The 596-nt window shown below is 61.4% G+C and carries 1 protein-coding gene; it reads left to right on the top strand.

Going from position 1 to position 596, the window contains the following annotated elements; translation table 11 throughout:
* Positions 1 to 123: 123 nt before the first annotated feature.
* A partial coding sequence (locus tag GIW69_RS26175) for a hypothetical protein (RefSeq protein ID WP_236485677.1) occupies positions 124 to 596 on the top strand: 473 nt, incomplete at its 3' end.

The raw sequence follows: 596 nt of genomic DNA, 5'->3' as shown, positions 1-596 counted from the left end.
TTTATCCCCGGGCGTACCGGGCCGGTCTCGGAGAATCCAAAGGTCTGGGGCATTAACATTGCCGCCGCGCTGGGGAATTTTCCGCGACAGGGTTTGCTGTGCCAGGCCGGGCCGTGGAGGCCTATGCAAGCCGGCGACGTTTTGCGGTTGTTCTGGAATCCGGGCCAGAAGGTATTGCAAGACGTTATTGACCGGGATCAGCTCGACAAGGTCGTGACGGTGTTCATCCCGGCCAACAAAGTTCTGGAAGGGAGACACCGCGTCTCGTACAGCGTGGAGCGCTCAACGCAGGGCCCCGAGCCCTCCGATGATTTGGAAGTACTGGTCAAGCTCACCCGCCCCGGCGGCCAATACGACGATACCTTGCCGAACCACCCCAAACTGAAAATGAGTATCCCGAGAGAGATCCTCGACGGCGGCATCGACAAGGATAACGTCGCTGCCGGGGTGCCGGTCACCATTGAGCCAGACCCCGAGACGAACCTGCCCTATCCCAATGCCGCCGAGGGCGATGTCATTCAAGTGACCTGGGGCGGCGTATTCGTCCTGAGCGATCCGCTGACCGCAGAACAGGCCGCCGGGACGGTGCCGATCGT

Source organism: Pseudomonas syringae, from assembly GCF_021605415.1.
In the GTDB taxonomy this organism is placed as follows: domain Bacteria; phylum Pseudomonadota; class Gammaproteobacteria; order Pseudomonadales; family Pseudomonadaceae; genus Aquipseudomonas; species Aquipseudomonas syringae_S.
Note: the sequence above shows the minus strand (reverse complement) of the source record. Positions and strands in the feature narration are given on the sequence as shown.